Genomic DNA, 26478 nt, shown 5'->3' on the forward strand with positions numbered 1-26478 from the left:
GTCGCTTCCTTCGTACTCACCCTCTCGGGCTTTCCTCCGGGCGCTTCCCTTCGGTGTTTCCGACTCTATCAGATCTTTCCGATCCGATTTCCTCGGCGCTTTCCAGGTTCCCGCGTTTGTTTCGCGGTTTCCTTTCCGGCGGTTCCGACTCTATCAGATCCTTTCGGCTCTGACTCCCAGTCAGCGGGTTTGTCTTCGCAGCCGTTGGGCCGTTCGGACGAGTGAGACTTTAGCGGATTCCGTGCTCCCGAGCGAATCGGGGGCTGCGTTCTTTCGAACGCGGATTCCTCATTCCGCAAATACGCACGCCAAAGCAGTCGGCACCGGAGCGTCGATTGCGGGTGGTACTTGCGGAGTGGCTGTCCGGGGACCGACCGGAGTCGGCGCTCACGTCGGACAACTCGGAGTACCTTACGGATCGGCCTCCGGCGTGTCAACTTCATGCGGGACGTCCCACGGAGGCGTACTCTTCTCGACATGACGACGCGTACGTGTACCCAGCTTTGGTGGGCCGCCTGACGGCGGCCGGACTCACGTATGCAACCAACGGCCGCCGCTTCGGCGGCCGTTCTCGTATCTCCTCCGGACTCCGGGGGCCGGCCGCAGGAGCGGCGGTCCCGACCAGGAGGTGGAGTGGAGATGACGCGAGTCTTCAGCGGGGTACAGCCGACCGGGCACCTGACGCTGGGCAACTATCTGGGAGCGCTGCGGCGCTGGGTGGAGACGGACCAGCACCAGGCCGACTCGGTGTTCTGCGTCGTGGACCTGCACGCGCTGACGGTGGACCAGGATCCGGCGCGGTTGCTCAGGCTCAGTCGGCAGACGGCGACGTTGATGCTGGCGGCGGGGCTGGATCCGGAGGTCTGCACCGTGTTCCTGCAGAGCCATGTCGACGAGCACACCAGACTGTCGTACCTGCTGGAGTGCGTGGCGACCGACGGTGAGATGCGCCGGATGATCCAGTACAAAGAGAAGACGGCGAAGGTGCGGGAGCGCGGTGGGACCGTGCGGCTGTCGCTGCTGACGTATCCGGTGCTGATGGCGGCGGACATCCTCGGGTACGGCGCGGACGAGGTGCCGGTCGGGGACGACCAGGTGCAGCATGTGGAGCTGGCGCGGGATCTGGCCGTGCGGTTCAACCAGCGGTTCGGGCACACGTTCGTGGTGCCGAGGGCGACGCGCCCGGCGGTCGCGGCACGCGTGATGAATCTGCAGAACCCGGCGTCGAAGATGGGGAAGTCGGACGAGTCGGGGCTGGGCGTCGTCTATCTGCTGGACGAGCCGGACGCCGTGCGCAAGAAGATCATGCGCGCCGTCACGGACAGCGGGCGTGCGGTGGAGTACGACCGCGAGGGCCGGCCGGGGGTCGCGAACCTGCTGGAGATTCTCGCTGCGTGCACGGGCGGGAACCCTGAGTCACTGGCATCCGTTTACGACTCGTACGGCGCTTTGAAGAGGGACACCGCGGAGGCGGTGGTGGAGGTCCTCAGGCCCGTGCAGGCCAGGCACAGGGAGCTGTGCGCCGATCCGGCCTATGTGGAGGGGGTGCTGCGGGATGGAGCGGAGAAGGCGAGGGCGATGGCCCGGCCGACCGTCGATGCAGCGTACCGGGCGATCGGGTTGTTGCCGCCGGTGTTCGAGACGGCGTTGAGCGCGGCCGGCCGTTAGGGCGGTCGGGGCGGCCCGTGCGGGTTTCGGGGTGCGGGGGCGGTGGCGGGGGGCCGTCGCCCCCGGCGCCGGGTCAGTCCTTCTTGCCGGAGGCGAGTTCGCGGCTGCGGTCGCGGGCGGCTTCGAGGGCGGCGATGAGGGCGGCTCGTACGCCGTGGTTCTCCAGTTCGCGGATGGCGTTGATCGTCGTGCCCGCCGGGGAGGTGACGTTCTCGCGGAGCTTGACGGGGTGTTCGCCGCTGTCGCGGAGCATCACGGCGGCGCCGATGGCGGACTGGACGATGAGGTCGTGGGCCTTGTCGCGGGGCAGGCCGAGCAGGATGCCGGCGTCGGTCATGGCCTCGACCAGATAGAAGAAGTACGCGGGACCGGAGCCGGACAGGGCGGTGCAGGCGTCCTGCTGGGTCTCGGGCACGCGGAGCGTCTTGCCGACGGCGCCGAAGATCTCCTCGGCGTGCGCGAGGTGCTGCTCGGTGGCGTGGCTGCCGGCGGAGATCACCGACATGGCCTCGTCGACGAGGGCGGGGGTGTTGGTCATGACCCGGACGACCGGGGTGCCTGCGGCCAGGCGCTCCTCGAAGAAGGAGGTGGGGATACCGGCGGCGCCGCTGATGATCAGGCGGTCGGCGGGGACGTGGGGGGCCAGCTCGTCCAGGAGGGTGCCCATGTCCTGCGGCTTGACCGTGAGGATGAGGGTGTCGGCGGTCTTGGCGGCCTCGGTGTTGGTGACCGGGCTGACGCCGTGACGGGCGCGGAGTTCTTCGGCGCGTTCGGGGCGGCGGGCGGTGACCAGGAGGTCGGCGGGGGCCCAGCCGGCCCGGATCATTCCGCTGAGCAGGGCTTCGCCGATCTTGCCGGTGCCGAGGACTGCGACTTTCTGGCTCATGGGGTTCAGTTTTGCACCGGTGAGGAGCGGGACGGCTGCCTTGTCCGGTGGGCGGACGCCCGTCTTCCGGCGGGCTTGCGTCAGGCTTCCGGCGGGCTTGCGGCGGACTTGCGTCCGGCTTCTGGCGGACTTGCGCCGGGCTTCCGGCGGGCTTGCGCCGGGTGGTCCGGCCCTGGACGTCCGGCTCGCGGCCCACGCTCGTCGACCGTCCGTGTCGTCCGGGTCGGTCTGGCCGGGGGTCGGTCGGGCCGGTTGGGTCGGTCCGGCCGGTCGGATGGGTCGAATTGGTCCGGCCGGTCGGATCGGTCGAGTCAGTCGGACTGGTCTGATCGGTCGAGTCAGTCGGTCCGGTCTGATCGGTCGGGCCGGGCGGGTCGTCCGGGCGAGACGCGGGCGCTCGGGGGGTCAGGCTGTCCGGCGTCGCAAGGTCGCCGCGCCCAGTGCCAGGACCAGCAGGGCGCAGCCGGCCACGACCAGGACGTCCCGGACGAAGGTGGCGGTCATGTCGGTGTGGTGGAGCACCTGGTTCATGCCGTCGACGGCGTACGACATGGGCAGCACGTCGGAGACGGCCGTGAGGACGGGGTGCATGTCGGAGCGGGGGGTGAACAGGCCGCACAGGAGGAGCTGGGGAAAGATCACCGCGGGCATGAACTGGACGGCCTGGAACTCCGAGGCGGCGAAGGCGGAGACGAAGAGGCCGAGGGCCGTGCCGAGCAGGGCGTCGAGGAGGGCGACGAGGAGCAGCAGCCAGGGGGATCCGGTGACGTCGAGGCCGAGCAGCCACAGGGCGAGTCCGGTGGCGAGGGCGGACTGGACGATGGCCAGCGCGCCGAAGGCTAGCGCGTAGCCGGCGATGAGGTCGGCCTTGCCGAGGGGCATGGCGAGGAGGCGTTCGAGGGTGCCGGAGGTGCGTTCGCGCAGGGTGGCTATGGAGGTGACCAGGAACATCGTGATCAGCGGGAAGACGCCGAGCAGGGAGGCGCCGATGTTGTCGAAGGTGCGGGGACTGGCGTCGAAGACGTAGCGCAGCAGGACGAGCATCACGCACGGGACGAGGAGCATCAGCGCGATGCTGCGCGGGTCGTGCCGGAGCTGGCGCAGCACCCGGGCGGCGGTGGCGGTCGTACGGGAGATGTTGAGGGCGCCCGTGGGGGCGGTGGCGGCGGTCGCGGGGGTGGTCGCGGTCGTACTCATCGGGGTCATCCTCGCCGGGCTCGTCGGGCTCATCGGGTCGTCTGCTGGGGGTGGTGTGCGGCGGCCTCGTCGACGAGGCGGAGGAAGGCGGCCTCTACGGTGTCGGCGCCGGTGCGGGCGCGCAGGTCCTCGGGGGTGTCTCCGCCGGCGAGGATCTCCCCCTCGCGCATGAGCACGAGGCGGTGGCAGCGCTCGGCCTCGTCCATGACGTGGGAGGAGACGAGGAGGGTGGCGCCGCGGCCGGCGGCGATGTCGTGGAAGAGGTTCCACAGGTCGCGGCGCAGGACGGGGTCGAGGCCGACGGTCGGTTCGTCCAGGACGAGGAGTTCGGGGCTGCCGAGCAGGGCCACGGCCAGCGAGACCCGGCCGCGCTGGCCGCCGGAGAGGTTGCCGACGAGGGCGTCCGCGTGGCTGGTGAGGTCGACGTCGGCGATGGCGCGGGTGACGTGTTCGCGGCGGCGTTCGGCGGCGCTGCGGGTCGCTCCTCGGGAGGGCGTGCGGGCGTGGGGCAGGCCGGGGTCGAGGATCGCGGCGAAGTACTCGAGGTTCTGGCGGACGGTCAGGTCGTCGTAGACGGAGGGGGCCTGGGTGACGTAGCCGACGCGGCTGCGCAGGGTGGGGTGGCCGGCCGGGCGGCCGAGGACGTCGAGGGTGCCGGTGACCTTGGCCTGGGTGCCGACGATCGCGCGCATGAGGGTGGACTTGCCGCAGCCGGAGGGCCCGAGCAGGCCGGTGATCTGGCCGCGGGGGATGGTGAAGCGGAGGTGGCGCAGGACGGTGCGGGGGCCGCGGACGACGGTGAGGTCGTCGGCGTGGACAGCGGGGGTCGTTGCCGTGGTCGACGTGGTTGGGGCCGAGGCGCCGAGGGATTCGAGGGGCGGTTCCGGCGAGTAATTCATCATGCGATGAATAATGTGCCTGGGTGTCTCGGACGTCAAGGGCCGTGTCGGGGCGGACGGGCATACGGCAGCGGCGGCCGGGAAGTACCCGACCGCCGCTGTGCCCCAAGACGTCGCCTGGGTCAGGGCTTGAGGGCGACGAGGAGGAGTACGTCGTAGGTCTCCTCGACGATGCCGTCCGGGAACGCCTTCAGCAGGTGGGCGCGCTCCTCCTCCAGAAAGGCTGTCCTGCGGTCCTCGGGCGTGAGGAGGAAGGCGGAGTGGCTGCCGATGTTGGCGAGGTGCGTGTCGATCGTGACGCGGCGGCTCCAGCGGACCTTCCGGCGGCTGAAGCGGACGCGGCCGCTGGGGTCGGCCAGTTCCGTGCGGCCGGCGTTGTGCTTCTGGGCGACGACGTCCACGCCCAGGAAGCGTCCGATACGGGCAGCGGCCTCGGCGATCCAGTCGACGTCCAGGGCGTCGCCGTTCCACCACAGCGCCAGCGCGCCGCCCGGCCGCAGCACCCGCAGCGCCTCCGGCACCGAGCGGGCGGTGTCGGTCCAGTGCCAGGCCTGGGCGTAGGTGATGAAGTCGGCGTAGGCGTCGGCGATGGGGAGGGCGTCGCCGGTGCCGCGGACGATCGGGAGCTGCGGCAGGCCGCGGCGGAACTCGGCGGCCATGCCCGCGCCGGGTTCGACGGCGAGTACGTCGGCGCCGCGGGCCTGCAGCAGGGCGGTCGCGATGCCGGTGCCGGCGCCGACGTCCACGACCTTGGCGCCGGAGAGCGAGCGGCCGGCCAGTTCCTCGACGGTGTCGAAGAGGGCGGGCGGGTAGGAGGGGCGGTTCGCGGCGTACTGGGCGGCGGCGGAGTTGAAGGAGTGCGCGCGGGCCGTGTTCGAGAGGGCGGGGGAGGGCGAGGAGGAGGGGGAGGGGTGCGGTGAGGCGGAGGGTGGCTGTGTCGTGGTCATACGGACCATGGTCGGTGGGTGGGGTGGTGACGGCAGGGGTTTTCGGGCGTGATGCCGGTGGGGATGGAGGTGCGGAGGCGGTGGGTGTGGGCCCAAGTCGCTTAGCCTGCGGGTGTGTTCCGTGAGGAAGGGGGCCTGCGTGGGCGGGCAGGGTGAGCGGCAGGGTGAGGATGCGGCGGACCTCGCCGGGGGCGGCACGGGCGTCGGGGATGTGGTGGTGCGGCCGGTCGGGTGGGTCGTCGGTGGGCGCGGGGACGTGCGGGACGACGAGTGGGGTGTGGTGCGTGCCGTGATCCGGATCGACGGTGCGCGGTTCGGGGAGGAGACCTTGGCCGGGCTGGAGGACTTCTCCCATCTGGAGGTCGTCTACCACTTCGACCGGGTGCCGGAGGAGCGGATCGAGACCGGGGCCCGGCATCCACGCGGCAACACCGACTGGCCGAAGGCCGGCATCTTCGCCCAGCGCGGCAAGAACCGTCCCAACCGGATCGGGGTCTCCCGCTGCCGTCTCCTACGGGTCGACGGGCTTGAGGTGCACGTCGAGGGGCTGGACGCGGTGGAGGACACTCCGGTGCTGGACATCAAGCCGTACATGACGGAGTTCGGGCCGCAGGGCGAGACGCGTCAGCCGGAGTGGGCGACGGCGATCATGAGCAGCTACTACTGAGCGATCGCGAGCAGTCACTACTGGACCATCGTGAGCCGGTTGCCGAGCCGCTCGTGTCCCGTGTCTCTACCGCCGGCGCTTCTTCTTCGACGGGTTGCCGGTGCGGCGGGAGGAGCGGCGGGAGTACTCCTCGCGTGCCCTGTCGTACTCCTCGCGGTGGAGTTTCTCGCCCGGGGCCTCGGTGAGGGAGCGGAAGAAGTAGGCGAGGAGGGAGCCGACGAAGCCGATGGCGAGCAGGCCGCGCAGGGAGGCCTGGCGCTGGGGGTCGTGGCGCCTGCCGAAGCCCTCCCAGGTGTTGCGGAAGGCGAGCGCGCTGCAGATCGCGAACATGGCGATGATCAGCACGGTCACGAAGGAGCCGGTGTCGGCGATCCGGATGCCCTCGTAGGCGAAGCGGAGGATCAGGCACGAGACGACGGCGGCGGCGAGGGAGCCGACGGCGACGCCGGCGCGGCGGGCCGCGTAGCCGTGGTCGTGGTGGACCCAGGTGGTGCCGAAGAAGCGGAGGGGCTCGGGGCGGGGTCCGCCGCCCTGGTCCGTACCGCCCGCGGAGCCCGCCGGGGTGTCCGGGGTGCCGTTTTCGTCGCTCACGGGACGATTATGGCGCTCGGCTCGGCGGGGGCGGGCTCCGGGTGGGGGCGTCAGCCGCAGCGCGGTGCGATGTAGCCGTCGCTTCCGGTCTGGACGTACGCGTCGGAGACGTACTCGCCGTTGTTGATGTTGTCCCAGATGTTCGACGTGCCGTAGGTACCGGTGACCGTCGTGCCCGGCGCCTGGCAGAAGATCGGCACCTTGGCGCCCACGGGCAGAGTGCGGACGAGGTTGTAGTCGGTGCCGGGGCCGCTGCGGACGTTCAGACGGACGTCCGGGGCGACCGAGTAGTAGCGGAGGTCGGTGGAGGCCGCCGAGGCCGGCAGGCTCATCACCGTGAGGAAGGCCCCCGCGGTGGCGGCCAGGACGGCGGTTCTGCGCTTGAGTGAGGTCACTGTTGCCCTTTCAGCGGTGCATCAGCCGCAGCGGGAGGCGATGTAGCCGTCGCTTCCGGTCTGGACGTAGGCGTCGGAGACGAACTGGCCGTTGTCGATGTTGTCCCAGATGTTCGACGTACCGTACGGGCCCGAGACGGTCGTGCCCGGCGACTGGCAGAAGATCGGGACGCGCATGCCCTCGGGCAGGACGCGAACGATTCCGTAGCTGGTGCCGGGGCCGCTGCGGACGTTCAGGCGGACACCTGGAGCGACGGCGTACGTACGCACGGCCGTCTCAGCGGACACAGCAGCCTCTCCGGCGTCGGCCGCCGTCTCTTCTGCACGGTCAACGGCCATGTGATACCTCCCCGTTGGGCCCATGGTCGCCATGGGTGTCAGTAATCCCCGTAGTCGAGTCGCAGCACATCCGTACGCGACTCGCGCGCGCAGGCTAGCAAGCCGCCTCTGTCTCGCACGAGTCATCGACTAGGCTCCGTGCGTCGCGCGCGCGGACGAACAGCACGGGGGTGGTCGCATGACGCCACGCGGGAACACAGGAGCGGGCGCGGAAGCGGAACTTCCCGAGTACGCCGGTCACTACCGCCTGGAGTCGAGCCTCGGTTCGGGGGGCATGGGCGTCGTCCACCTGGCGCGCAGCACCTCGGGTATGAAGCTCGCGGTGAAGGTCGTACACGCCGAGTTCGCCAAGGATCCCGAGTTCAGGAGCCGTTTCCGGCAGGAGGTGGCTGCGGCCCGCAGGGTGAGCGGTGCCTTCACCGCGCCCGTCGTGGATGCCGATCCGGAGGCCGAACGGCCTTGGATGGCCACGCTGTTCATTCCGGGCCCCACCCTCTCCGAGCAGGTCAAGCGGAACGGTCCTATGCCGGCGGAGCAGTTGCGGCGGCTGATGGCCGGGCTCGCCGAGGCGTTGCGCGACATCCATCGGGTCGGCGTGGTGCACCGGGATCTGAAGCCGAGCAACGTGCTGCTGGCCGAGGACGGGCCGAAGGTCATCGACTTCGGCATCTCCCGCCCGCGCGACAGCGAACTGCGCACCGAGACCGGCAAGTTGATCGGCACGCCCCCCTTCATGGCGCCCGAGCAGTTCCGGCGACCGCGTGAGGTCGGGCCCGCCGCCGACATCTTCGCGCTCGGCTCGGTGATGGTGCACGCGGCCACGGGGCGCGGGCCGTTCGACTCGGACAGCCCGTACATCGTGGCCTACCAGGTGGTGCACGACGAACCCGACCTGACCGGGGTACCGCCGAGTCTCGCGCCGCTGGTGCTGCGCTGTCTGGCCAAGGAGCCCGAGGACCGGCCGACGCCGGATGAGCTGATGCGGGAACTGCGGTCGGTGGCGGCCTCGTACGACACCCAGGCCTTCATACCGGCGCAGCGAGCGGGCGAGGACGCGTCGGCTCCGCGGCTCGGTGCCGAGAAGCGGTCCGCGCCGGCGGCCGAGCGGCGGTTCGGCCGGAAGGCGGCGGTGGGTGTGGGGGCACTCGGGCTGGTCATGGCCGCGGCGCTGGGCTCGGTCCAGCTGATCGGGGGCGGTGGTGGTACGCCGTCCGGTGCGAGCCCGCACACCAAGGCGGCCGCGTTCAGTTCCTGGCGGGTCAGGCCGGTGCCCGACGCATCGGGGATGCCGCAGTGTTCGTACGGGGCGGGGAAGGTGTTCTGCGCACAGGCCGGTGCCGCTTTCGCCCTCTCCCCTGCCGACGGACGGCTCCTGTGGCACCGTGCCGGCGCCGCCGGGCCCGTGTGCGGACAGCCGGTTCTCGCCGGTTCTCTCGTCCAGTTCTGCACGGACGGCGGCTCCCTGCTGACGGCACGCGATCCGCGTACCGGCGACGAGGTGTGGAAGCGGCGTCTGCCTCGGGGAACGACAGTCCGGTACGCCGGTGGCACGGCCCTGCTCACCGGGGCCGACGGGACGGTCACCGGTGTGGACGGCAGGTCGGGCCGCACGAAGTGGCACCGGCGCCTTCCCGGCTACAGCACCCCGTCCCTCGCCTCGTTCGCCGGAGATCCGCTGGCGTACGCGACCACCTCGTCCCAGGACGGGGCCCACACGCATGTGGCGGCTGTGGATCCGGAGACCGGCGCTGTGCGCTGGGGGGCATCGCTGGACGGGCTCATGAACCCTGTCGGCAGCCAGGGCGGGTCTCTGTTCTTCCTGTCCGCCGACAGGTCCCGGGGCACGAACGCCGTCGTCCGCTACACGCCGGGCTCGAAGGCTTCGCGCCGGGTGGCCCTGCCCGTCCCGCGTCAGTCACCGCAGGCGACCGCCCACGGCGGCACGGTGTACCTGCTGGCCGCCGGCGGCTCGCTGGAGGCCGTCGACCTGAATGCCGGCAAGCGGCTGTGGCACCTGGAAACGTCCGTCACCCGTGGTTCGGCCCCGATCGCCGACGGTGGGCACGTCTTCTTCACCTCGGCCGACGGCCGGCTCCTGGCCGTCGACGCCCGCAGTGGACGCCTCGTCGGGCAGACGCCGGCGCGGCTCGGTACCGCCGTGGTCACCGCCGATCTGCCGGCACCACTGGTCGTCGGCGGCCGCGTCTACGCCACCGCCCCCGACGGGACCGTCTTCGCCGTCGCCGCGCGCGATCCCGCCGGCTGGTGACACGGGAAGGGGCCGCCCCCCGGGCGGGAGGCGGCCCCTTCTCATGTACGGGCTCAGCCCAGCTTGGTGACGTCCCGGACCGCGCCCTTGTCGGCGCTGGTCGCCATCGCGGCGTAGGCGCGGAGGGCGGCGGAGACCTTGCGGTCGCGGTTCTTGGGGGCGTACACGCCGTTCAGGGCCTGCTCGCGGCGGGCGAGTTCGGGCTCGTCGACGAGGAGTTCGATCGTGCGGTTCGGGATGTCGATGCGGATGCGGTCGCCGTCCTGGACGAGGGCGATGGTGCCGCCGGAGGCCGCCTCCGGGGAGGCGTGGCCGATGGACAAGCCGGAGGTGCCGCCGGAGAAGCGGCCGTCGGTGATCAGCGCGCAGGTCTTGCCGAGGCCGCGGCCCTTCAGGTACGAGGTCGGGTAGAGCATCTCCTGCATGCCGGGGCCGCCCTTGGGGCCCTCGTAGCGGATGACGACGACGTCGCCGTCCTTGACCTCCTGGGTCAGGATCCGCTGGACGGCCTCCTCCTGGGACTCGCAGACGACCGCCGGGCCCTCGAAGGTCCAGATCGACTCGTCCACGCCGGCCGTCTTCACGACGCAGCCGTCGACCGCCAGGTTGCCCTTGAGGACCGCGAGGCCGCCGTCCTTGGAGTAGGCGTGCTCGACGGAGCGGATGCAGCCGTTCTCGGCGTCGTCGTCCAGGGCCTCCCAGCGCTCGGACTGGGAGAAGGCCTCGGCCGAGCGCTTGCAGCCGGGGGCCGCGTGCCACAGTTCGACCGCCTCGGGGGACGGGGAGCCGCCGCGCACGTCCCAGGTCTTCAGCCAGTCGGCCAGGGACGGGCTGTGGACGGAGTGCACGTCCTCGTTGAGCAGGCCGGCGCGGTGCAGTTCGCCGAGCAGGGCCGGGATGCCGCCGGCGCGGTGCACGTCCTCCATGTAGTACGTGCGGTTCTTCGCGACGTTCGGGGCGACCTTGGCCAGGCACGGGACCCGGCGGGAGACGGCGTCGATCTGCTCCAGGCCGAAGGGGACGCCCGCCTCCTGGGCGGCGGCCAGCAGGTGCAGGATCGTGTTGGTGGAGCCGCCCATCGCGATGTCCAGGGCCATGGCGTTCTCGAAGGCCTGGAAGGTGGCGATGTTGAGGGGCAGGACCGAGTCGTCGTCCTGCTCGTAGTAGCGGCGGGTGAGGTCCATGACCGTGCGGGCCGCGTCGACGTAGAGCTGCTTGCGCGCGGTGTGCGTGGCGAGGACCGAGCCGTTGCCGGGGAGGGAGAGGCCGATGGCCTCGGTCAGGCAGTTCATCGAGTTGGCGGTGAACATGCCGGAACAGCTGCCGCAGGTCGGGCAGGCGTTCTCCTCGATGCGGAGGATGTCCTCGTCGGAGATCTTGTCATTGACGGCGTCGGAGATCGCGTCGACCAGGTCGAGGGTGCGGACCGTGCCGTCGACCAGGGTGGCGCGGCCGGACTCCATCGGGCCGCCGGAGACGAAGACCGTCGGGATGTTCAGGCGCAGGGCGGCCAGCAGCATGCCCGGCGTGATCTTGTCGCAGTTGGAGATGCAGACCAGGGCGTCGGCGCAGTGCGCCTCGACCATGTACTCGACGCTGTCCGCGATCAGGTCGCGGGAGGGCAGGGAGTACAGCATGCCGCCGTGGCCCATGGCGATGCCGTCGTCGACCGCGATGGTGTTGAACTCGCGCGGGATGCCGCCCGCCTCCGTGATCGCCTCGGACACGATCCGGCCGACCGGCTGCAGATGCGTGTGGCCGGGGACGAACTCGGTGAAGGAGTTGGCGACGGCGATGATCGGCTTCCGGCCGATGTCCGCACCCGGTACACCGGAGGCGCGCATAAGGGCGCGGGCGCCCGCCATGTTGCGGCCGTGGGTGACTGTGCGGGACCTCAGCTCGGGCATCGTCGCTCGCTCCTTCGAAGATCTGCCAGACAGTTCTGGTTGTCTCCGAGCGTACGCCGGTGCTCCAAACGCTGGACACGGCTGTCCGGAATGCGGGACGGCCGTCTCGGCGGCACGAGCCTCGCAGCGCGGCTCAGGTGCTGGTCAGGTGGTGCTGTACGACCGGTGCGACGCGCGCGATGATCTGCTCCAGGTCGGCGGACGCCAGCGGCTCCAGCTTGACGACGTACCGCATCATCGCCGTACCCACCAGCTGCGCGGCGGCCAGCTCGGCGCGCAGCTCGGCGTCGGGCAGGTCCAGCTGGGCGGCGATGCGGCGCAGCAGCTGGGAGGCGACGAGCCGGCGGAAGACGGCGGCTGCGGTGTCGTTGTTCACCGCGGAACGGAGGATCGCGAGGAGCGGCGTACGGGTCGTGGGGTTCTCCCAGACGCCGAAGACGAAGCGGGTCAGCCGCTCCCCCACCCCGTCGAGGGGGCCGGCGGCCAGGGCCTCGGGGGCGTTCAGCGCGGGCGCGAAGGCCACCGCGATCGCCGCCTCGAAGACCTGCTCCTTGGTGCCGAAGTAATGGTGGACCAGCGCGGAGTCGACACCGGCTGCCTTGGCGATGCCACGGACGGACGTCTTCTCGTACCCCCGCTCGGAGAACTCCTCGCGGGCGACGGCAAGGATGCGGTCGCGGGTATCGGCGGACTCCGTGCGCGGGGGCCTGCCGCGACGGCGGGCGGGCTGGGCGTCGTCGGTCACGACGGCGGACTCCGTGCGCGGGGGTGTGCCGGGGTCGCGGGTGTCGGCGGGCTCCGTGCGCGGGGGGCCGCCTCGGCGGCGGGCGGGCTGCGCGTCGTCGGCCACGGCGGCAGACTCCGTGCCCGGGGATGTGCCGGGGGCGCGGGTATCGGCGGACTCCGTGCGCGGCGGCCTGCCGCGACGGCGGGCGGGTTGTGTGTCGCCGTTCATGGCCCCCGCCCCCGCACCCGGGCCCGTGCTCGGCGCCCCGTCCCGGCCGTGGGCCGGCTGTGCGTCGCCGTTCATGGCCGGCGTACCCGGGCCGCCGACGACAGGTGCTTGCGGGTGAAGGCCAGGGCCTCGGCGAGGTCGGCCTCGCGTTCGGCGCCGGACATCGCCCGCCGGGTGTTGACCTCGATGACGACATGGCCGTCGAACCCGGACAGCGTCAGGTGTTCCAGCACCTCGGCGCAGGGCTGGGTGCCGCGGCCGGGCACCAGGTGCTCGTCCTTGGCGGAGCCCCGGCCGTCGGCCAGGTGGACGTGGCCGAGCCGGTCGCCCATGCGGCCGATCATCTCCAGGGCGTCGGTGCGGGCCGTCGCCGCGTGGCTGAGATCGATCGTGAAGTGCCGGTAGTCGTGCCGGGTGACGTCCCAGTCCGGGGCGTAGGCGAGCATCTCGCGGTCGCGGTACCGCCACGGGTACATGTTCTCGACGGCGAACCGCACGTCCGTCTCGTCCGCCATCCGCCAGATCCCGGTGACGAAGTCGCGCGCGTACTGCCGCTGCCAGCGGAAGGGCGGGTGGACGACGACGGTGGAGGCGCCCAGCTTCTCGGCGGCCGCCCGGGCGCGCTGCAGCTTGACCCAGGGGTCCGTCGACCAGACCCGCTGGGTGATCAGCAGGCAGGGGGCGTGGACGGCCAGGACCGGGATGCCGTGGTAGTCCGACAGGCGGCGCAGCGCCTCGATGTCCTGGCTCACCGGGTCGGTCCACACCATGACCTCGACGCCGTCGTAGCCGAGGCGCGCGGCGGTCTCGAAGGCCGTCGCGGTGGACTCCGGGTACACGGAGGCCGTCGACAGCGCGATACGCACGTCCGTTGGTTCAGCCACGTCGGCCACCTTACGGCGTGGAGTGGTGCCGGTGTTGGGTGCCTATTCGCCGTTGTGAGCTTTGCCATTCGGGCGGGTGCGTCGTCGTCGCGGTCGCGCGCGCCGTTCCCCGCGCCCCATGGGGCGCTACGCGGACCCCATGTGATCAAGCCGCCGGAGGATGACGCCCTCCCTCAGGGCCCACGGGCACACTTCCAGGCTCTCGACGCCGAACAGGTCCATCGCGCCCTCGGCGACCAGGGCGCCCGCGAGGAGCTGGCCCGCCCGGCCCTCCGAGACCCCCGGGAGTTCCGCGCGCTGCTGCGAGGTCATGCCGGCCAGGCGCGGGACCCAGGCCTCCAGGGACTCGCGCTTGAGTTCGCGCTGGACGTAGAGGCCCTCCGCGCTGCGGGCGGCGCCGGCGATGCGGGCGAGCTGCTTGAAGGTCTTGGACGTGGCGACGACATGGTCGGGGGCGCCGAAGCGGCTGAATTCGCCGACCGTGCGGGCGATCTCCGTACGCACGTGGCGGCGCAGGGCGCGTACGTCCTCGGGGGACGGCGGGTCGCCGGGCAGCCACGCCGCGGTCAGGCGGCCGGCGCCGAGCGGCAGCGAGACGGCGGTGTCCGGCTCCTCGTCCATGCCGTAGGCGATCTCCAGGGAGCCGCCGCCGATGTCCAGGACCAGCAGCTTTCCGGCGGACCAGCCGAACCAGCGGCGGACCGCGAGGAAGGTGAGGCGGGCCTCCTCCGCGCCGGAGAGGACCTGGAGTCGTACGCCGGTCTCGTCGGCCACGCGCGCGAGGACGTCGTCGGCGTTGGTGGCCTCCCGGACGGCGGAGGTCGCGAACGGCACCAGGTCCTCGACGCCCTTGTCCTCGGCGGCCTGGAGCGCGTCCTGGACGACGGCGACCAGCTTCTCGATGCCGGTGTCGTCGATGGCACCGCTGTCGTCGAGCAGTTGGGCGAGCCGCAGTTCGGCCTTGTGCGAATGCGCGGGCAGCGGGCGCGCGCCGGGGTGGGCGTCCACCACCAGCAGATGCACCGTGTTCGAACCCACGTCCAGGACACCGAGTCTCATGTACGGAACGCTACTGCCAGATCGTCCGCCGGCGGTCCCCGGAACGGGGCCCGGCCACTTACCCTGGACGGGTGCCAAAGACGAAAAAGGCGAAGGATCACAAATCCTCCAAGGGAATGAAGGATTCTTCGCAGGCGAAGGCGTCCGAGTCGAAGAAGTCGTCCACGAAGTCCACGAAGTCCCGGAAGTCCACGGAGTCCGCGGAGGCCCCGCTGGTGAGCGACGAGAAGGGGCTCGACTTCGCGCGTGCCTGGGTGGAGTTTCCGGATCCCGCGGACGACGAGCAGGTCTTCCGCTGTGATCTGACATGGCTGACCTCCCGCTGGAACTGCATCTTCGGCAGCGGCTGCCAGGGCATCCAGGCGGGCCGCGCGGACGACGGGTGCTGCTCGCTGGGCGCGCACTTCTCCGACGAGGACGACGAGAAGCGGGTCGCCGAGCACGTGGCGCGGCTCACGCCGGAGATCTGGCAGCACCATGACGAGGGGACCCGGAACGGCTGGGTGTCGGAGGACGACGAGGGCTCCCGGCAGACCCGCCCCTTCGAGGGCTCGTGCGTCTTCCAGAACCGGCCGGGGTTCGCGGGCGGCGCGGGCTGCTCCCTCCACATCCTCGCGCTGCGGGAGGGCCGGGAGCCGCTGGAGACCAAGCCGGACGTGTGCTGGCAGCTGCCGATCCGGCGGACGTACGACTGGATCGACCGCCCCGACGACACGCGTGTGCTGCAGATCTCGATCGGCGAGTACGACCGCCGGGGCTGGGGCCCGGGCGGCCACGACCTGCACTGGTGGTGCACCTCGGCGACGTCGGCGCACGGCGCGGGCGAGCCGGTGTACGTCTCCTACCGCGCGGAACTGACCGAACTGATGGGCAAGGCCGGCTACGACCGCCTGGCCGAACTCTGCGAGCAGCGCCTGGCGTCCCAGCTCCCGCTGGTCGCGCCGCATCCGGCCGACCCGACGCCGTAGACCGGGCCGGTCCGGGTGGGCACGGGCCGGCCCGGGTGGTCCGCGCCGGACAAGGACCCTGCCTGTCTCCACGCGCCCCCGCCCCTTCCCCAGAGCCGGCCCCTCACTCCCCGGACGGGCGCGGTGTCTCGCTGTCGCTGCCGCCACCCGATGAGGGCGGCGTGGACGGTGTCGGCGTCGGGGTCGGGTCGGAGGGGGACGGGGAGTCGGTGGGGGGCGGGGTCGGGTCGGTCGGGGTTGTCGACGGGGGGTCCGTGGGCGGGGTGCTCGGCGGAGTTGGCGTGGAGGACGTTGGTGGAGGGGTCGGGTGGTGGGTGGGGGCCGTGCCGTAGCCGTCGATGGTGACCACCGTGCCGGCCGGGGAGATCGCCACCTGTGCGTGCCAGGGGCCGGAGGGCTCGCGGAGGTGGTCGACGTACACCTTGATCGTCAACGTGTCGCCGGGGTCGAGGGTTCCCATGGACTGGCTGAGGTACAGCCAGGGCGCCGAGGTGGACGCCGACCAGCGGACCGGGGCGGAGCCGGACGCGGTGAGGGTGATCAGGGTGGTGTCGCCGTCGTTCGCGGCGCCGACCGCGAGGTGCCCCGCGCCCTTCGCGCCCACGCCGGTGACGCTGACGACCTCCACGGAGACGTCCGATTTGCCGTCCTTGCCGACGCGTACGCCGGGCTTCACGCTCGCGTTCCCGGCGTTCTCGTAGCCGCCGGCCGTGTCGCTGTGCAGGACGTCGTGGCCCTGGGACTCGCGCGCGGTGGGAGAGGGTCCGCTGCCGTCCGCCGTGGGCGCGCCCCGGTAGGCGGCCCACAGGGCCAGGACCGGCGCGGCGACGACCGTGGCGACGACCGTCGTCGTCACCGCACGCGCGCGTAGCCGGTCGCGGCGGGCCGCGCGGTCCTTGGGGTCCATCGGGAAGCCGCGCCGGTCGAAGCGGGGTGCCGCCGCGCCACGCGCGCGTGCGTGGTGTGCCAGCGCGACCTGCAGGTCCGCGCGGGGCGCTTCGAGGACGGGCAGTTCGGCGGGGGTGACCGTGGCGCCGGGCCAGCGGCCGGGGACGGCGCGCTCGGCGGTGCGGCGGCAGCGCGGGCAGTCGTCGACGTGCCGGACCAGTTCGCGGCGCAGGGCCGTGCTGAGGACGAGACCGCTGTCACCGGTGAGATGGGCCACGCCGGGGCAGCCGCCGGTCTCCACGACGGCGAGGGCCGCGCGGGTGCGCTCGACCTCGCAGGCGGCGGAGGCGAGCAGTTCGCGCGCGGCCGCCGGTTCCATGCCGAGCACGGCGGCGACCTCGTGCGCGGCCAGGTGGTGGCGGACGGCCAGCTCCAGGGCCTCGCGCTGCTCGGGCGTCGTGCCGGCCGCCTCCGGCCAGGCCAGCAGGGCGAGTTCGCGGCGGCGCCGCTCCTGGGCCTCGGCGGAGACGGGCGGCTCGGGGGTCTCGCGCGGACCCGCGGGGCGGCCGGCCGCGTGGGTGGCCTGACGTTTCTGCTTGGCCTCGGCCAGCTTGCGCAGGCACGCCCAGCGGGCCAGCGCGTACAGCCAGGCCCTGCGGTCGCCGGCGTTCTCCGGGGCGCGGTGTCCGCGCCGTTCGGCCAGGGCGAGGACGTCGCCGAGGGCGGCCGTGGCGGCGTCGTGGTCGCACAGCACCGACAGACAGTAGGTGAACAGTCCGTCCAGGTACGGCTCGTAGCGCGCGGGCGGCCGCTGGGCGATGGTGCGCGCGGCGGCTCGGTCGCGCCTCTCGCCGGCCTCGCGCACCTCTGCTTCTTCGCGCCCCTTCCGCGCCGCTCGTGCTTCACGCGCCTCCCCGCGCGCCCGGTGCGCGCCGGTGGTGCGGACGGTGGTCTCCGGACTACTGCTCATCACCCGTGCGACCGTAGGCGGCGGCGCCGGGCCCCTTCTTGAAGCTTGAGCTCTTTTAATTCGTACGGGTGAAACGATCCCTCATAAGGGGACAGGAGCCCTGTGTTCCGCGGCCGGATCCCGGCGGGTGATGGCCGATACCCGTTCACCCACACACGCCCCGGGGACCCGTTGTCAGTGCCGCGGGCTACGGTTTCCGCATGGCTGCCCGTACCAAGACCACCAAGGACCGCCCGTCCTACCGCTGCACCGAGTGCGGCTGGCAGACGGCCAAGTGGCTCGGCCGCTGCCCCGAGTGCCAGGCCTGGGGCACGGTCGAGGAGTACGGCGCGCCCGCGGTCCGTACGACGGCACCGGGCCGGGTGACGTCGTCCGCGCTGCCCATCGGCCAGGTCGACGGCCGGCAGGCCACCGCCCGCTCGACCGGCGTGCCCGAGCTGGACCGGGTGCTCGGCGGCGGCCTGGTGCCCGGCGCGGTCGTGCTGCTCGCGGGCGAGCCCGGCGTCGGCAAGTCCACGCTGCTGCTGGACGTGGCCGCCAAGTCCGCGAGCGCCGAGCACCGCACCCTCTATGTGACCGGCGAGGAGTCGGCGAGCCAGGTGCGGATGCGCGCGGACCGCATCGGCGCCCTGCACGAGGAGCTGTATCTGGCGGCGGAGACCGACCTGTCCGCCGTCCTCGGCCACTTGGACGAGGTCAAGCCGTCCCTGCTGATCCTCGACTCGGTGCAGACGGTCGCCTCCCCGCAGATCGAGGGCGCGCCGGGCGGCATGGCCCAGGTGCGGGAGGTGGCGGGCGCGCTGATCCGCGCCTCGAAGGAGCGGGGCATGTCCACTCTCCTTGTGGGCCATGTCACGAAGGACGGCGCGATCGCCGGCCCCCGCCTGCTGGAGCACCTGGTGGACGTCGTCCTGCACTTCGAGGGCGACCGGCACGCGCGCCTGCGCCTGGTCCGCGGCGTGAAGAACCGCTACGGGGCGACGGACGAGGTCGGCTGCTTCGAGCTGCACGACGAGGGCATCACCGGCCTCGCCGACCCCAGCGGCCTCTTCCTGACCCGCCGTGACGAGCCGGTCCCGGGCACGTGCCTGACCGTGACCCTGGAGGGCCGCCGCCCGCTGGTGGCCGAGGTGCAGGCGCTGACCGTGGACTCCCAGATCCCCTCCCCGCGCCGGACGACCTCGGGCCTGGAGACCTCGCGTGTGTCGATGATGCTGGCCGTCCTGGAGCAGCGCGGCCGGATCAGCGCGCTCGGCAAGCGGGACATCTACTCCGCGACGGTCGGCGGGGTGAAGCTGTCGGAGCCGGCCGCCGACCTCGCGATCGCCCTCGCGCTGGCCTCCGCCGCCAGCGACACCCCGCTGCCGAAGAACCTGGTCGCGATCGGCGAGGTGGGCCTCGCGGGCGAGGTCAGACGGGTGACGGGCGTGCAGCGCAGGCTCGCCGAGGCGCAGCGGCTGGGCTTCACGCACGCGCTCGTGCCGACCGATCCGGGCAAGGTGCCGCCCGGCATGAAGGTCCTGGAAGTCGCCGACATGGGGGACGCCCTGCGGGTGCTGCCGCGCTCCCGTCGCCGAGAGGCCCCACGGGAGGCGGAGGACCGCCGGTAGACTTTGCCCTGGTCTCGCCCGTCCGTACGAACCGCGTGCGGGTCACGGGGGCGCGTCAGAACCTGCGACCGGAGGAGTGCAGTGGCAGCCAACGACCGGGCAGCAGCTCCCGGAAAAATCGGTGGGAGTGCCGGTTCCGATGGCCTGATGCGCGCCTCGCTGAGCGCTGTGGCTCCTGGTACGGCCCTGCGGGACGGCCTGGAGCGCGTGCTGCGCGGCAACACCGGCGGGCTGATCGTCCTCGGCTCCGACAAGACGGTCGAGGCGATGTGCACGGGCGGGTTCGTGCTGGACGTGGAGTTCACCGCGACCCGGCTGCGGGAGCTGTGCAAGCTGGACGGCGGCATCGTGCTGTCGTCGGACCTGTCGAAGATCCTGCGGGCCGGTGTCCAGCTGGTGCCGGACCCGACGATCCCCACGGAGGAGACGGGCACCCGGCACCGTACGGCGGACCGGGTGAGCAAGCAGGTCGGCTTCCCGGTGGTCTCGGTCTCCCAGTCGATGCGCCTGATCGCCCTGTACGTCGACGGTCAGCGCCGCGTCCTGGAGGACTCGGCGGCGATCCTGTCCCGCGCGAACCAGGCGCTGGCCACGCTGGAGCGGTACAAGCTGCGGCTGGACGAGGTGGCCGGCACCCTCTCCGCGCTGGAGATCGAGGACCTGGTGACGGTGCGGGACGTGTCCGCCGTCGCGCAGCGCCTGGAGATGGTCCGCCGCATCGCCACCGAAATCGCCGAGTACGTGGTCGAGCTGGGCACCGACGGGCGTCTTCTCGCGCTTCAGCTGGAGGAGTTGATCGCCGGGGTCGAGCCGGACCGCGAGCTGGTCGTCCGGGACTACGTCCCCGAGCCGACGGCCAAGCGCTCCCGCACGGTCGAGGAGGCCCTGTCCGAGCTGGACGCGCTGACCCACGCGGAGCTGATCGAACTCGGCACGGTGGCGCGGGCGCTGGGCTACACCGGCTCGCCCGAGACGCTCGACTCCGCGGTGTCCCCGCGGGGCTTCCGGCTGCTGGCCAAGGTTCCGCGGCTGCCCGGCGCGATCATCGACCGGCTGGTGGAGCACTTCGGCGGCCTGCAGAAGCTGCTCGCCGCGAGTGTGGACGACCTGCAGACGGTGGACGGCGTGGGCGAGGCGCGGGCGAGGAGCGTGCGCGAAGGTTTGTCGCGTCTGGCCGAGTCGTCCATCTTGGAGCGGTACGTCTGACAGGGCGCCGGGCGCCTGCTGGGCCGGGTGGCGTGCGTCCACGGGCGACTGCGGGGCCGTGGTGGTTGTTCGCGCAGTTCCCCGCGCCCCTTTTGGGGCGCCTCAGCCTCAGCCCTCAGTCCGCCGACAGCACGAACGACGTGTGCACCGTTCCGAATCCCGGTGCCTTCGCCTCCAGCAGGTACGTGTCCGGCTTCGCCGAGCCCGCCGCGGGCGTCGCGCACTGGGGGGCGCTCGGCTTGCGGTCCCACTGCACCGTGTAGGTGATGCTCTGCCCGGCCGGCACCCGGAACACCAGGCTGCCCGCGCCCTTGGGGCAGTCGGCCGACGACCAGAACGTCTTGCCGCTCGTCGGCGTGATGGTCAACACCGCGTTCTTCGGCCCGAGATCGACCTTGCAGTCGGCGGACGAGCTGTTCTTCGCGGTGAGTTCGAAGGTCGGCGTCTGGTCCGGCGAGTAGGAGTTGTGCAGGCTGCGCAGGCTCAGCGTCACCGCGGAGGCGGTGCAGTCGGGCAGCGTGGACGATGCCGGGATCGTGTCGCCCGTACCGACGGCGCCGCCGCCGGAACCCGTGCCCGAGCCGCCACCGGACCCGGACCCGGAGGACCCGGTGGAGCCGTCGTCCGAACCGCTGCCGCCGGCCGAGCCGGAGCCGCTCCCGCCGGTGCCGGCGCCGCCCGAGTCGTCGCGGCCGCCGGGGTGTTGGCTGATCGCGGGTCCGGACGAGGACGGCCCCGGGGTGATGGTGTGCGCGGGATTCTTGCCGTCGGATCCGCCGGCGTTGTTCTTGCCGCCCCCGCCACCGCCGGCGGTGACGATCCAGGTGATCAGCAGCGCCAACAGGGCGATCACCGACAGCAGTACGACCCTCCTTCGCCAGTAGATGGAGGAGGGAAGCGGCCCGACCGGATTGCGCAGAGATCCCACGGCGCAAACTGTACGAGAGATCGCCGTGCTCGCTTGCGTCACCCGCCGCGCGAGCGTCAACTTTTCCGGATCATCATCCCGGCAACTGCCGTAACGGCCAAGGATCTTCACCGTTCGGCACGCTGAGTGACCGTGCCGTCACCCTCCCTGGGTGCCGACCCGTGGCAGGATCGGAAGGCCATGACTGAGAAGCTGCACACCCCCGTGATCGCCTGGTTCGACGCCCACGCCCGCGACCTCCCCTGGCGCCGCCCGGAGGCGGGCCCGTGGGGTGTGATGGTCAGCGAGTTCATGCTCCAGCAGACCCCGGTCAACCGGGTGCTGCCGGTGTACGAGGAGTGGCTGGCCCGCTGGCCGCGCCCCGCCGACCTGGCGAAGGAGGCGCCCGGCGAGGCGGTGCGCGCCTGGGGCCGGCTCGGCTATCCGCGCCGGGCGCTGAGGCTGCACGGCGCCGCGGTCGCCATAACGGAACGGCACGGCGGGGACGTGCCGACGGAGCACGCGCAGCTGCTGGCGCTGCCCGGGATCGGCGAGTACACGGCCGCCGCGGTGGCCTCGTTCGCCTACGGGCAGCGGCATCCGGTGCTGGACACGAACGTGCGCCGGGTGCTCGCGCGGGCGGTGACGGGGGTGCAGTACCCGCCGAACGCGACGACGGCCGCCGAGCGCAGGCTCGCCCGCGAGCTGCTGCCCGAGGACGAGAAGACGGCCGCGCGCTGGGCGGCGGCCTCCATGGAGCTGGGCGCGCTGGTGTGCACGGCGAAGAACGAGGGGTGCGCGCGGTGCCCGATCGCCGCGCAGTGCGCCTGGCGGCTGGCCGGCAAGCCGGAGCACGCCGGGCCGCCGCGCCGCGGGCAGACGTACGCCGGCACGGACCGGCAGGTGCGCGGCAAGCTGCTGGCGGTGCTGCGGGAGGCGCACGCGCCGGTGCCGCAGGCGGTGCTGGACCGGGTGTGGCACGAGCCGGTGCAGCGCGCCCGGGCGCTCGACGGGCTCGTCACGGACGGCCTGGTGGAGCCGCTGCCGGGCGGCCTGTACCGGCTGCCGCTCAGCTGACGCACAGCCAAGTCACAGCCCCGGCGGCTTCGTTACGGCCCCTTTCGCCCGACAAAGACCAATGGAACGGGACATAACGGGTCGTCCCTTTACCCCGTTCCTACGGCTGTTACACAACCGACGGACAGCCGATTGCCAGCCGCAGGCTGGAGCGGACAACGCCGTGACAACCGCTCCCTACCTTCATTCCGTGCCCGGCAGACCACCGGACACGGGGAAGGTACGCAGCACTCCAGGCACGGGCCGGAGTGAACGGGGAAACGGAGGCGGTCGATCATGGCGCAGGGAGAGGTGCTCGAGTTCGAGGAGTACGTCCGCACCCGGCAGGACGCGCTGCTGCGCAGCGCCCGCCGGCTGGTCCCGGACCCGGTCGACGCCCAGGACCTGCTGCAGACGGCGCTGGTGCGGACGTACGGCCGCTGGGAGGGCATCGCCGACAAGCGGCTCGCCGACGCCTATCTGCGCCGCGTCATGATCAACACCCGTACGGAGTGGTGGCGGGCGCGCAAGCTGGAGGAGGTCCCCACCGAGCAGCTGCCCGACGCGTCCGTGGACGACTCCACCGAGCAGCACGCCGACCGCGCCCTGCTGATGGACGTCATGAAGGTGCTGGCACCCAAGCAGCGCAGTGTCGTAGTACTGCGACACTGGGAGCAGATGTCCACGGAGGAGACGGCCGCGGCCCTCGGCATGTCGGCGGGTACGGTCAAGAGCACGCTGCACCGGGCGCTCGCCCGGCTCCGCGAGGAGCTGGAGGCCCGCGATCTGGACGCACGCGCGCTGGAGCGTGAGGAGCAGGAGCGTTGCGCGGCCTGACCGGGTCCGGATCCGAACGGGTCCGGGGCAGTGCACAGGCGGTGATCGCGGCGGGGGCCGTGCTCGCCGCCGTCGCCCTTTTCCTCGCCGCGTGCGGGACGGGGGGCACCGGCACCCGCGACGAGGGGCCGGCGCACGCCTCGGCGGTCGCGGGAGTCGTCGACTCACCCTCGCCGAGCCCGTCCGGCGGCTTCCGGCGCGTGGACGCGGTCTCGCTGCTCAGGAAGGACCCGGTGGTCTCCGCCGCGGTGAAACGTGACCTGAAGCCGTGCAGCGGCGGCGACTACCCGGTCGACGTCACCTACGGCTATCTGACCGGCGGATCCGTCAACGACGTCCTCGTCAACGTGTCGACCTGCGGTGACTGGGTGGGCATCGGCACCTACGTGTACCGGCGGGTGGAGGGCGCGTACAAGAATGTGTTCAAGGCGGAGGAGTCGCCGGTCTACTCGGAGATCGACGGCACGGACCTGAGCGTGACCAAGCAGGTGTACGCGACGGACGACCCGGTGTCGAACCCGTCCCAGGAGACGGTGATCACCTACCGGTGGAAGGCGGGCCGGTTCACCGAGATCAACCGGCACGAGACCGACTACAGCAAGACCGGCGGCGACGCGGCGGCCACCACGGACAACTGACCCCCCACAGACACGAGGACTTGAGAGCACCGGGATGGCAGACCAGACCCACGTCCTGTTCGTCGAGGACGACGACGTCATCCGCGAGGCCACCCAGCTCGCCCTGGAGCGGGACGGCTTCGCGGTCACCGCCATGCCCGACGGCCTGTCGGGCCTGGAGGCGTTCCGGGCGAACCGCCCCGACATCGCCCTGCTGGACGTCATGGTGCCGGGCCTGGACGGCGTCAGCCTGTGCCGTCGTATCCGGGACGAGTCCACCGTGCCGGTGATCATGCTGTCGGCGCGCGCCGACTCCATCGACGTCGTCCTCGGTCTGGAGGCAGGCGCCGACGACTATGTGACCAAGCCGTTCGACGGCGCCGTGCTGGTCGCGCGGATCCGGGCGGTGCTGCGCCGCTTCGGGCACGCCGGCGGCAACGACCGGGGCGAGTCCGCCGAGGACCCGGTGACCGGCGGTGTGCTCACCTTCGGCGACCTTCAGGTCGACACCGAGGGCATGGAGGTGCGCCGGGCCGGGCAGCCGGTCGCGCTCACGCCCACCGAGATGCGGCTGCTGCTGGAGTTCTCCGCGGCGCCGGGCACCGTGCTCTCCCGCGACAAGCTGCTGGAGCGGGTGTGGGACTACGGCTGGGGCGGTGACACCCGGGTCGTCGACGTGCATGTGCAGCGGCTGCGCCAGAAGATCGGCCAGGACCGGATCGAGACGGTCCGCGGCTTCGGCTACAAGCTGAAGGCCTGAGCGGGGCGGCATGCGGGGGATCCTTCGGTACCCGGTCCGGCGGATGGAGCGGGCGGGCCTGCACACCGGGCTCAGGTGGAAGCTCAGCGCGGCGATCGCGCTGGTGGCGGGCCTGGTGGCGATAGCGCTCAGCCTGGTCGTGCACAACGCGGCCCGGGTCTCGATGCTCGACAACGCGCGCGACCTGGCCAACCAGCGCGTCCAGATCGCGCAGCGCAACTACGAGCTGAGCCGGCGGCCGAACTTCCCCAACATCAAGGTCGACGACCCCCAACTGCCGGACGCGCTGCGCGAGAAGGTCGAGGAGGGCCGCAAGGCCAGCGACGTCATCGACCACGGCCGCGCGCCGGACATCTGGGCGGCCGTGCCGACCAAGGACGGGCACGTGCTGTCCCTGCACAGCCATATGCCGGACCGTTCCACCGACGTGATGAAGGACCTCGACCAGGCGCTGGTCATCGGCTCGGTCGCGGTCGTGTTCTGCGGCAGCGCCCTCGGGGTGCTGATCGGCGGGCAGCTGTCCCGGCGGCTGCGCAAGGCTGCGGCCGCCGCGAACCGGGTCGCCAGGGGCGAGACCGACGTGCGGGTGCGCGAGGCCATAGGCGGGGTCGTACGGGACGAGACCGACGATCTCGCGCGCGCGGTGGACGCCATGGCGGACGCGCTGCGGCAGCGCCTGGAGGCCGAGCGGCGGGTCACCGCCGACATCGCGCACGAGCTGCGCACCCCGGTGACGGGCCTGCTCACGGCCGCCGAACTGCTGCCGCCGGGCCGCCCGACCGAACTCGTCCTGGACCGGGCGAAGGCGATGCGCACGCTGGTCGAGGACGTCCTGGAGGTGGCCCGCCTGGACGGCGCCTCGGAGCGGGCCGAGCTGCAGGACATCATGCTCGGCGAGTTCGTGGCCCGCCGGGTGGCGGCCAAGGACCCGGACATCGCCGTGCGGGTGGTGCACGAGTCGGAGGTCACCACCGACCCCCGCCGGCTGGAGCGGGTGCTGTTCAACCTGCTCGCCAATGCCGCCCGGCACGGCAGGCCGCCGATCGAGGTGACCGTCGAGGGCCGGGTGATCCGGGTCCGCGACCACGGTCCCGGTTTCCCCGAGGAACTGCTCGCCGAGGGCCCGAGCCGCTTCCGCACGGGCAGCAAGGACCGCGCCGGTACGGGCCACGGGCTGGGCCTGACCATCGCGGCGGGCCAGGCCCGCGTCCTCGGCGCCCGCCTGACCTTCCGCAACGTACGCCCCGTCGGGGCCCCGCCCGGCGTCCCGGCGGAGGGCGCGGTGGCGGTGCTGTGGCTTCCCGAGCACGCCCCTACGGCGACGGGCAGCTATCCGGTGCTGCCCCTGCCGGGGGGCACCGCCTGAGGCCGGCCGGCCGCCCGGCATACGGCACTTGGGCAGGCCCTCAGCGGAGCAGCGACTCGGTGAGCCGCTCGGCGGCGGCCGCGTCCAGCGGAGCGTGCCCCAGCAGGAAGCGGTACCAGAAGACCCCGTAGAACTGGTCGACCAGCAGGTCGAGGTCCCGGTCGGCGGCCAACTCGCCGCGCTCGCGGCCGCGTTCGAGCACCGCGCGCACCGCCGCCCGGCGCGACTGCGTGAACTCCCGCATCAGCTCGGCCAGATGCGCATCCCGCGCCGCCTCCCGGACCAGGGTCCGCAGGGCAGGCCCGGACGGCGCCCGCTGGGCCGCCTCGAACGTGGCGACGGCCAGCTCCCGCAGATCCGCCCCGAGGCTGCCCGTGTCCGGCGCCGGCACGTCCTGGGCGGCGCGGTCGAGGAGCGCGTCCAGCAGGACGGCGCCCTTGGAGGGCCACCAGCGGTACAGGGTCTGCTTTCCGACGCCGGCCGCGCGCGCGATGGTCTCCACGGTCACCGGGGCGCCGTCGGCGTCGGCGAGCAGGTCCAGCGCGGCGGTCAGGATGGCCCGGCGCGCGGCCTCGTTGCGGCGGCGCCCGGTGTGCGGGCGGGGTTCGTTGCTGTCGTGCACGGGCCCAT

At 72.3% G+C, this 26478-nt stretch carries 25 protein-coding genes; 11 read left to right on the forward strand and 14 right to left on the reverse strand.

Going from position 1 to position 26478, the window contains the following annotated elements:
- Nucleotides 1-639 precede the first annotated feature (639 nt).
- Complete coding sequence (gene trpS, locus AB0950_RS27585; RefSeq protein WP_360153772.1) at nucleotides 640-1668, forward strand: tryptophan--tRNA ligase; 1029 nt, start codon at nucleotides 640-642, stop codon at nucleotides 1666-1668.
- A gap of 73 nt (nucleotides 1669-1741) precedes the next feature.
- Here the strand turns inward: trpS and proC are convergent, their stop codons facing one another.
- The 4 genes from proC to AB0950_RS27605 form a co-directional block, all read right to left on the reverse strand.
- Nucleotides 1742-2554: a pyrroline-5-carboxylate reductase gene (gene proC / locus AB0950_RS27590; RefSeq protein ID WP_360153775.1), complete on the reverse strand. Its 813-nt coding sequence runs from the start codon at nucleotides 2552-2554 to the stop codon at nucleotides 1742-1744.
- Nucleotides 2555-2959: 405 nt separating this feature from the next.
- Nucleotides 2960-3751 carry an ABC transporter permease gene (locus AB0950_RS27595; RefSeq protein WP_360153778.1) on the reverse strand — a complete coding sequence of 264 codons (792 nt, stop codon included), beginning with the start codon at nucleotides 3749-3751 and terminating at the stop codon, nucleotides 2960-2962.
- Nucleotides 3752-3780: 29 nt separating this feature from the next.
- Nucleotides 3781-4653: an ABC transporter ATP-binding protein gene (locus tag AB0950_RS27600; RefSeq protein ID WP_360575035.1), complete on the reverse strand. Its 873-nt coding sequence runs from the start codon at nucleotides 4651-4653 to the stop codon at nucleotides 3781-3783.
- Nucleotides 4654-4772: 119 nt separating this feature from the next.
- Nucleotides 4773-5597 carry a class I SAM-dependent methyltransferase gene (locus tag AB0950_RS27605; protein WP_366779633.1) on the reverse strand — a complete coding sequence of 275 codons (825 nt, stop codon included), beginning with the start codon at nucleotides 5595-5597 and terminating at the stop codon, nucleotides 4773-4775.
- Nucleotides 5598-5808: 211 nt separating this feature from the next.
- Here AB0950_RS27605 and AB0950_RS27610 point away from each other — a divergent pair, with 211 nt between their 5' ends.
- Nucleotides 5809-6264, forward strand: a complete 456-nt coding sequence (locus AB0950_RS27610; protein ID WP_360575113.1) for an SAM-dependent methyltransferase — start codon at nucleotides 5809-5811, stop codon at nucleotides 6262-6264.
- A gap of 66 nt (nucleotides 6265-6330) precedes the next feature.
- Here AB0950_RS27610 and AB0950_RS27615 read toward each other — a convergent pair whose 3' ends face one another.
- The 3 genes from AB0950_RS27615 to AB0950_RS27625 form a co-directional block, all read right to left on the reverse strand.
- Nucleotides 6331-6855, reverse strand: coding sequence for an EamA/RhaT family transporter (locus AB0950_RS27615; protein WP_366779634.1), 525 nt, complete (start codon nucleotides 6853-6855; stop codon nucleotides 6331-6333).
- Nucleotides 6856-6905: 50 nt separating this feature from the next.
- On the reverse strand, nucleotides 6906-7187 hold the full coding sequence (locus AB0950_RS27620) for an SH3 domain-containing protein (RefSeq protein WP_360154525.1): 282 nt from the start codon (nucleotides 7185-7187) through the stop codon (nucleotides 6906-6908).
- 84 nt (nucleotides 7188-7271) lie between these two features.
- Nucleotides 7272-7589, reverse strand: a complete 318-nt coding sequence (locus AB0950_RS27625) for an SH3 domain-containing protein (RefSeq protein WP_360153790.1) — start codon at nucleotides 7587-7589, stop codon at nucleotides 7272-7274.
- 178 nt (nucleotides 7590-7767) lie between these two features.
- On the opposite strand from AB0950_RS27625, the gene AB0950_RS27630 reads away from it, so the two are divergent.
- Nucleotides 7768-9858, forward strand: coding sequence for a serine/threonine-protein kinase (locus AB0950_RS27630; RefSeq protein ID WP_366779635.1), 2091 nt, complete (start codon nucleotides 7768-7770; stop codon nucleotides 9856-9858).
- Nucleotides 9859-9911: 53 nt separating this feature from the next.
- Here AB0950_RS27630 and ilvD read toward each other — a convergent pair whose 3' ends face one another.
- The 4 genes from ilvD to AB0950_RS27650 form a co-directional block, all read right to left on the reverse strand.
- On the reverse strand, nucleotides 9912-11765 hold the full coding sequence (gene ilvD, locus AB0950_RS27635) for a dihydroxy-acid dehydratase (protein ID WP_360575040.1): 1854 nt from the start codon (nucleotides 11763-11765) through the stop codon (nucleotides 9912-9914).
- A gap of 133 nt (nucleotides 11766-11898) precedes the next feature.
- Nucleotides 11899-12510, reverse strand: coding sequence for a TetR family transcriptional regulator (locus tag AB0950_RS27640; RefSeq protein WP_360154528.1), 612 nt, complete (start codon nucleotides 12508-12510; stop codon nucleotides 11899-11901).
- Between the two features lie 281 nt (nucleotides 12511-12791).
- A complete protein-coding gene (locus AB0950_RS27645; protein ID WP_360153799.1) occupies nucleotides 12792-13604 on the reverse strand; it encodes a sugar phosphate isomerase/epimerase in 813 nt (270 codons plus the stop codon).
- 126 nt (nucleotides 13605-13730) lie between these two features.
- Entirely contained in the window at nucleotides 13731-14663 is a 933-nt protein-coding gene (locus tag AB0950_RS27650; protein ID WP_360153802.1) for a Ppx/GppA phosphatase family protein, read from the reverse strand.
- Between the two features lie 71 nt (nucleotides 14664-14734).
- Here AB0950_RS27650 and AB0950_RS27655 point away from each other — a divergent pair, with 71 nt between their 5' ends.
- The gene (locus AB0950_RS27655; RefSeq protein WP_366779636.1) at nucleotides 14735-15631 is read left to right on the forward strand and encodes a hypothetical protein; all 897 of its coding nucleotides are present in this window, start codon (nucleotides 14735-14737) and stop codon (nucleotides 15629-15631) included.
- Nucleotides 15632-15734: 103 nt separating this feature from the next.
- Here the strand turns inward: AB0950_RS27655 and AB0950_RS27660 are convergent, their stop codons facing one another.
- Nucleotides 15735-17492, reverse strand: a complete 1758-nt coding sequence (locus AB0950_RS27660) for a hypothetical protein (protein WP_366779637.1) — start codon at nucleotides 17490-17492, stop codon at nucleotides 15735-15737.
- Between the two features lie 197 nt (nucleotides 17493-17689).
- On the opposite strand from AB0950_RS27660, the gene radA reads away from it, so the two are divergent.
- Both radA and disA read left to right on the forward strand, forming a co-directional pair.
- Complete coding sequence (gene radA, locus AB0950_RS27665) at nucleotides 17690-19099, forward strand: DNA repair protein RadA (protein WP_360153811.1); 1410 nt, start codon at nucleotides 17690-17692, stop codon at nucleotides 19097-19099.
- A gap of 81 nt (nucleotides 19100-19180) precedes the next feature.
- Nucleotides 19181-20305, forward strand: coding sequence for a DNA integrity scanning diadenylate cyclase DisA (gene disA / locus AB0950_RS27670; protein ID WP_330338559.1), 1125 nt, complete (start codon nucleotides 19181-19183; stop codon nucleotides 20303-20305).
- A gap of 115 nt (nucleotides 20306-20420) precedes the next feature.
- Here the strand turns inward: disA and AB0950_RS27675 are convergent, their stop codons facing one another.
- Nucleotides 20421-21233 (reverse strand): hypothetical protein, encoded by an 813-nt coding sequence (locus tag AB0950_RS27675; RefSeq protein ID WP_366779638.1) that lies wholly within the window; start codon nucleotides 21231-21233, stop codon nucleotides 20421-20423.
- 180 nt (nucleotides 21234-21413) lie between these two features.
- Between AB0950_RS27675 and AB0950_RS27680 the strand changes: the two genes are divergently transcribed.
- The 5 genes from AB0950_RS27680 (at nucleotide 21414) to cseC (ending at nucleotide 25848) form a co-directional block, all read left to right on the forward strand.
- Nucleotides 21414-22289: an A/G-specific adenine glycosylase gene (locus tag AB0950_RS27680; protein ID WP_366779639.1), complete on the forward strand. Its 876-nt coding sequence runs from the start codon at nucleotides 21414-21416 to the stop codon at nucleotides 22287-22289.
- A 276-nt stretch (nucleotides 22290-22565) separates the two neighbouring features.
- Nucleotides 22566-23105 carry a SigE family RNA polymerase sigma factor gene (locus AB0950_RS27685; RefSeq protein WP_330338561.1) on the forward strand — a complete coding sequence of 180 codons (540 nt, stop codon included), beginning with the start codon at nucleotides 22566-22568 and terminating at the stop codon, nucleotides 23103-23105.
- Nucleotides 23093-23743 (forward strand): hypothetical protein, encoded by a 651-nt coding sequence (locus AB0950_RS27690; protein ID WP_360153820.1) that lies wholly within the window; start codon nucleotides 23093-23095, stop codon nucleotides 23741-23743. The genes AB0950_RS27685 and AB0950_RS27690 overlap by 13 nt, the downstream gene beginning before the upstream one ends.
- A gap of 34 nt (nucleotides 23744-23777) precedes the next feature.
- Nucleotides 23778-24482: a two-component system response regulator CseB gene (gene cseB / locus AB0950_RS27695; RefSeq protein WP_366779640.1), complete on the forward strand. Its 705-nt coding sequence runs from the start codon at nucleotides 23778-23780 to the stop codon at nucleotides 24480-24482.
- Between the two features lie 10 nt (nucleotides 24483-24492).
- Nucleotides 24493-25848, forward strand: a complete 1356-nt coding sequence (gene cseC / locus AB0950_RS27700; RefSeq protein WP_360153826.1) for a two-component system sensor histidine kinase CseC — start codon at nucleotides 24493-24495, stop codon at nucleotides 25846-25848.
- A gap of 40 nt (nucleotides 25849-25888) precedes the next feature.
- Here the strand turns inward: cseC and AB0950_RS27705 are convergent, their stop codons facing one another.
- Nucleotides 25889-26470: a TetR/AcrR family transcriptional regulator C-terminal ligand-binding domain-containing protein gene (locus AB0950_RS27705; RefSeq protein ID WP_360153829.1), complete on the reverse strand. Its 582-nt coding sequence runs from the start codon at nucleotides 26468-26470 to the stop codon at nucleotides 25889-25891.
- Between the last annotated feature and the right edge of the window lie 8 nt (nucleotides 26471-26478).

The sequence above is a fragment of the Streptomyces sp. NPDC007189 genome, from assembly GCF_040703635.1.
Taxonomy (GTDB): Bacteria; Actinomycetota; Actinomycetes; order Streptomycetales; family Streptomycetaceae; genus Streptomyces.

Bases quoted from the DNA above. Each gene is read 5' to 3' on its own strand.
- trpS (WP_360153772.1), top strand. From the start codon at position 640: ATGACGCGAGTCTTCAGCGGGGTACAGCCGACCGGGCACCTGACGCTG.
- AB0950_RS27630 (WP_366779635.1), top strand. From the start codon at position 7,768: ATGACGCCACGCGGGAACACAGGAGCGGGCGCGGAAGCGGAACTTCCC.
- cseC (WP_360153826.1), top strand. From the start codon at position 24,493: ATGCGGGGGATCCTTCGGTACCCGGTCCGGCGGATGGAGCGGGCGGGC.
- AB0950_RS27650 (WP_360153802.1), bottom strand. From the start codon at position 14,663: ATGAGACTCGGTGTCCTGGACGTGGGTTCGAACACGGTGCATCTGCTG.
- AB0950_RS27600 (WP_360575035.1), bottom strand. From the start codon at position 4,653: ATGATGAATTACTCGCCGGAACCGCCCCTCGAATCCCTCGGCGCCTCG.
- ilvD (WP_360575040.1), bottom strand. From the start codon at position 11,765: ATGCCCGAGCTGAGGTCCCGCACAGTCACCCACGGCCGCAACATGGCG.
- AB0950_RS27605 (WP_366779633.1), bottom strand. From the start codon at position 5,597: ATGACCACGACACAGCCACCCTCCGCCTCACCGCACCCCTCCCCCTCC.
- AB0950_RS27680 (WP_366779639.1), top strand. From the start codon at position 21,414: ATGACTGAGAAGCTGCACACCCCCGTGATCGCCTGGTTCGACGCCCAC.
- AB0950_RS27620 (WP_360154525.1), bottom strand. From the start codon at position 7,187: ATGAGCCTGCCGGCCTCGGCGGCCTCCACCGACCTCCGCTACTACTCG.
- AB0950_RS27595 (WP_360153778.1), bottom strand. From the start codon at position 3,751: ATGAGTACGACCGCGACCACCCCCGCGACCGCCGCCACCGCCCCCACG.
- AB0950_RS27685 (WP_330338561.1), top strand. From the start codon at position 22,566: ATGGCGCAGGGAGAGGTGCTCGAGTTCGAGGAGTACGTCCGCACCCGG.
- AB0950_RS27625 (WP_360153790.1), bottom strand. From the start codon at position 7,589: ATGGCCGTTGACCGTGCAGAAGAGACGGCGGCCGACGCCGGAGAGGCT.
- radA (WP_360153811.1), top strand. From the start codon at position 17,690: ATGGCTGCCCGTACCAAGACCACCAAGGACCGCCCGTCCTACCGCTGC.
- proC (WP_360153775.1), bottom strand. From the start codon at position 2,554: ATGAGCCAGAAAGTCGCAGTCCTCGGCACCGGCAAGATCGGCGAAGCC.
- cseB (WP_366779640.1), top strand. From the start codon at position 23,778: ATGGCAGACCAGACCCACGTCCTGTTCGTCGAGGACGACGACGTCATC.